This window comes from uncultured Xylophilus sp., from assembly GCA_913776965.1.
Taxonomy (GTDB): domain Bacteria; phylum Pseudomonadota; class Gammaproteobacteria; order Burkholderiales; family Burkholderiaceae_C; genus Xylophilus.
In genome coordinates this window covers 1-4,011 of sequence record CAJYQL010000108.1, presented here as the reverse complement: position 1 = coordinate 4,011, position 4,011 = coordinate 1, and the positions used below count along the sequence as shown (strand labels likewise).

The window sequence follows — 4,011 nt, the reverse complement described above, 5'->3', positions numbered from 1 at the left end:
CTGGTACGCCGCGGGCCGGCAGATGCTCCTGTTTCGATAGCTGCCAGCGCAGGTGCAGCGGGCGCCGGAGCCCCGAAAGCGTCGCAAAAGCCGCCCGCCGTGCTGTCGTTCGGACCGACACGGATCGTCAACGGCCGGGTGCAGTTCACCGACCGGCTGGTCAAGCCGTCGTACACCGCCAGCCTGAGCGAACTGAACGGGCGGCTCGGCGCCTTCGCGTCGGCGCCGCCGGCCGACGGCCAGCCGCAGATGGCCGCGCTCGAACTCAAGGGCAAGGCCGAAGGCACCGCCTCGCTGGAGATCGCGGGCCGTCTCAACCCGCTCGCCCGGCCGCTGGCGCTCGACATCACCGGCCAGGTGCGTGACCTGGATCTGCCGGCGCTGTCGCCCTACAGCGTGAAGTACGTCGGCCACGGCATCGAGCGCGGCAAGCTGAGCATGGACGTGGCCTACCAGGTGCAGCCCGACGGTCGGCTCACCGCCCGCAACAGCCTGGTACTGCGCCAGCTCACCTTCGGCGAGCCGGTCGACGGTGCGCCGGCCAGCCTGCCGGTGCGGCTTGCGACCGCGCTGCTGGCCGACCGCAACGGGGTGATCGACCTCGACCTGCCGATCAGCGGTTCGCTCAACGACCCGCAGTTCAGCCTCGGCCCGGTGATCGGCAAGGCGCTCGCCAACCTGGTGCTGCGGGCGGTGACCTCGCCGTTCACCCTGCTCGCGAAAGCCTTCGGCGGCGGCCCGGCGGCCGCGCAGGAGACCGAGGTGGCATTCGCGCCGGGCAGCGCGGAGCTGTCGGAGGCGGCGCGCGCCCAGCTCGACGGCGTGGCGCGTGCGCTGATCGACCGGCCATCGCTGCAGCTGACGGTGGTCGGCACCGCGAGCCTCGAGGCGGAGCGCGAGGGCTTTCGCCGCGAGCGGCTGCGGCAGCTGACCCGCTTCGAGAAGCGCCGTGGGCTGCTGGAAGCCCAGGCCGCCGCCGGCACGGCCGATGCGCCCTCGCGCCCCGCGGTGGCCGACATCGTGGTCACCGATCGCGAATATCCGGCGCTGCTGCGCCAGATCTATGCCCGCACCGACATGCCGAAGCCACGCAATGCGCTCGGCCTGCCGCGCGACGTGCCGCTGGCCGAGATGGAAGCACTGCTGATGGCGCAGGTGGACGTGGATGAGGAAGCCGCCCGCACGCTGGCCGTACGCCGTGGCGGCGCGGTGCGCGACTACCTGGCCGGGCGGGGCGTGCCGACCGACCGGCTGTTCCTGGGCGCATCGCGGCGCGAAGCCGCCACCGACGGCTGGGCGCCGCATGCCGAGTTGAAGCTGGCGGCGCGCTGAGCCGCTCAGGCGCGCAGGCCCGGCAGGCTGTTGCGTACTGCTACATGGCCCCTATATCGGAAGACGATCAAAACGCGGTGAAAATACCGCTCCTGCCGCGGCCGGACTTCCGGTCCCGCTCCGCGGCACGGCGGCCTGCCCCACGGCCGCCGTCCTCTCTACCAGTACATGTTCCCTTTTTCCTCCCGTACCACCATGTCCGACGCAACCGACGCGACCCCGGCTCCAGCCAAGAACTCCGATGCGCATCCGCTCGACGCGCTGACGGGTGGCGCCTTCTCCGCGCCGACGTCGGGCGAACGTTCGGCGCGCGTGCGCGAATGGCTGGCCAAGCAGCCCCCGGCCGAGCAGATCCAGGACGTCTTCAAGGAACTGAGCGTGCGCGACAAGGGTGCCGCCAAGCCCCTGCGCGAGCGCCTCGACGAGATCAAGCGCGCCAAGGGCCAGGAGGCGATTGCCGCCGAATGGGCCGACAAGGCGACCGCGTTGCTCGGCGCCTCCAAGCTCAACATCGCCGATGCGATGGCTTGGCAGCGCGACGCCGCGCGGGCCGGTGCGCCGCTGAGCCGCGAGCCGCTGGCCTCGCTCAAGACCCAGATCGCCGAACGCATCCGCACCATCGAAGACCTGCAGCACCGCGTGCAGGTGCAGCGCGAGGCCGCGGTGCTGCTGGCGCAGCGCATCGAGGTGCTGTCCACCAAGCCGTGGCGCGATGCCGAAGCAGCGCTCGACACGCTGCAGGCCGATGTGCAGCACTGGCAGGACCAGGCGGCCGGCCTGAGCGGCGACGCCGCCTGGCCGAGCGTGGACGCCAAGTTCCCGCCGCTGCTGGAAGGCTCCAAGGCCCAGCTGCTGGTGGTGTGGGAGGCCTTCCAGGGCGCGCTGGCCCAGGCCGCCGCTGCCGCGGCCGACCCCGCGGCACCGCTGCCGCCGGTGCCGGTCTGGGCCGACGAACTGATCGTCGCCCGCGGCGGCGTCCCGGCGTCGGCTGCCGCCGCTGCCGCACCCGCGGGCGAGCCGCGCGCCGCCCGTCCGCCCCGCCCGAAGGCCGATCCCGCCGTGCGCGAGAAGGCCGAGAAGGCGGTGCGCGACGCGGTCGCCAAGCTGCAGCAGGAAACCGCCGAAGGCCACGGCAAGGCGAGCGTCGGCGCCGCCGCCGCGCTGCGCGCGGTGCTGAAGGAGCACGGCCGCCACATCGACGACGCGCTGGAAGCCGAGGTCAACGCCGCCCTCAAGGCCGCCGGCGAGCTGGAGGGCTGGCAGCGCTGGCGCGCCGACCAGCTGCGCGAGGAACTGGTCGCGAAGGCCGAGGGCCTGACCAAGCGCCCGGAAGGCCAGGCGCTCGGCGGCCGCAAGATGCAGGAAACCCTGCGCGCCCTGCGCGAGCAGTGGAAGCAGACCGACCAGGGCGGCCCGGCCAACCATGCGCTGTGGAAGCGCTTCGACGAGGCCTGCAACGAGGCCCACAAGGTCGTCGAAGCCTGGCTCGAAAAGATCAAGGCCGACGCGGCCGAGCACAAGGCGCAGCGCCTCGCGCTGATCGAGGAACTGAAGGCGTGGGGCGCGGCGCAAGCTGCCACCACCGACTGGAAGGCGCTCAACCGCGGCCTGCACCAGTTCTCCGACCGCTGGCGCGATGCCGGCCACCTGGGCGAAAAGGCATTTGCCGAAATCCAGCCGCAGTGGAAGGCTGCCATCGCCGCCGCGGCCGCACCGCTGGAGGCCGCGCAGAAGCAGAGCCTGGAACGCCGCCACGCGATGATCGACGAGGCGGTCGCGCTCGGCGCGCAGCCGATGCTGCGCATCGACGCGGTCAAGGCGCTGCAGCAGCGCTGGCAGGCCGAGGCGCAGTCGGTGCCGCTCGACCGCAAGCACGAGCAGAAGCTGTGGGATGCGTTCCGCAAGCCGATCGACGACGCCTTCAACCGCAAGACGGCCGAGCGGGAGAAGTCCGCCGCGGCGATGAGCGAGCACGACCGCATCGTGCTGGATGCGTCGAAGGCGCTGGAAGCGGCCAATGCCGGCGGCGACGCGCAGAAGATCCGTGCGGCGATGTCGGCGCTGGAAGCCGCGCTGCGCGGGCAGGCGGCGGCCGTGGCGGCGGCTGCGGCAGCACCCGCAAACGATGAAAAACAAACCCCAGCGTCCGCTGCGCCTGCGCAGGATGCTACGGAAAGCGGAGCAGAAGGCGCCGCGACGGCCGCAGCGGAGGGCGACGCACCTGCGGCGGCAGCCGACGCAGCCGCACCCGCACCGGCACCGGTCGCACCGCCGCCGGCTCCGAAGCGGGTGGTGGCCGTCCGCGGCGACGACCGTCCGGGCATGAAGAAGGACGCGCCGGCGGTGCCGGGCCGTGGCGGCAAGTTCGGCGACCGCCGGCCCGACAGCCGCGGACCGGGCGGCCCGGGCCGTCCCGGCGGCGACCGGGGCGCACCGCGCTTCGGCGACCGTCCCGACCGCGGCGGCCGCTTCGGCGACCGGCCGGAGCGCGAAGAGCGCGGCCCGCGGCTGGGCGATACCGCCTTCCGCGCCCCGCGCGAAGCGCTGGAGCACGCCCAGGCGGCGCTGCGCAAGCTGGCCGCGCAGGCCCACGGCGAGGCGCTCACGCAACTGCTCGGCGCCTGGGAAGCCCGCGACGCGGAGCAGCTGCCCGGCACCCAGGAACTCGGCGACACCCGG

2 protein-coding genes are annotated in these 4,011 nt (G+C 73.3%); both read left to right on the top strand.

Annotation, left to right across the window (positions count from 1 at the left end):
- Positions 1–1,332, top strand: a 1,332-nt coding sequence (locus QZ500_RS15205) for a DUF748 domain-containing protein (protein ID WP_295856249.1), incomplete at its 5' end; no start/stop codon positions are given.
- Positions 1,333–1,527: 195 nt separating this feature from the next.
- A partial coding sequence (locus QZ500_RS15200; protein WP_295856248.1) for a DUF349 domain-containing protein occupies positions 1,528–4,011 on the top strand: 2,484 nt, incomplete at its 3' end.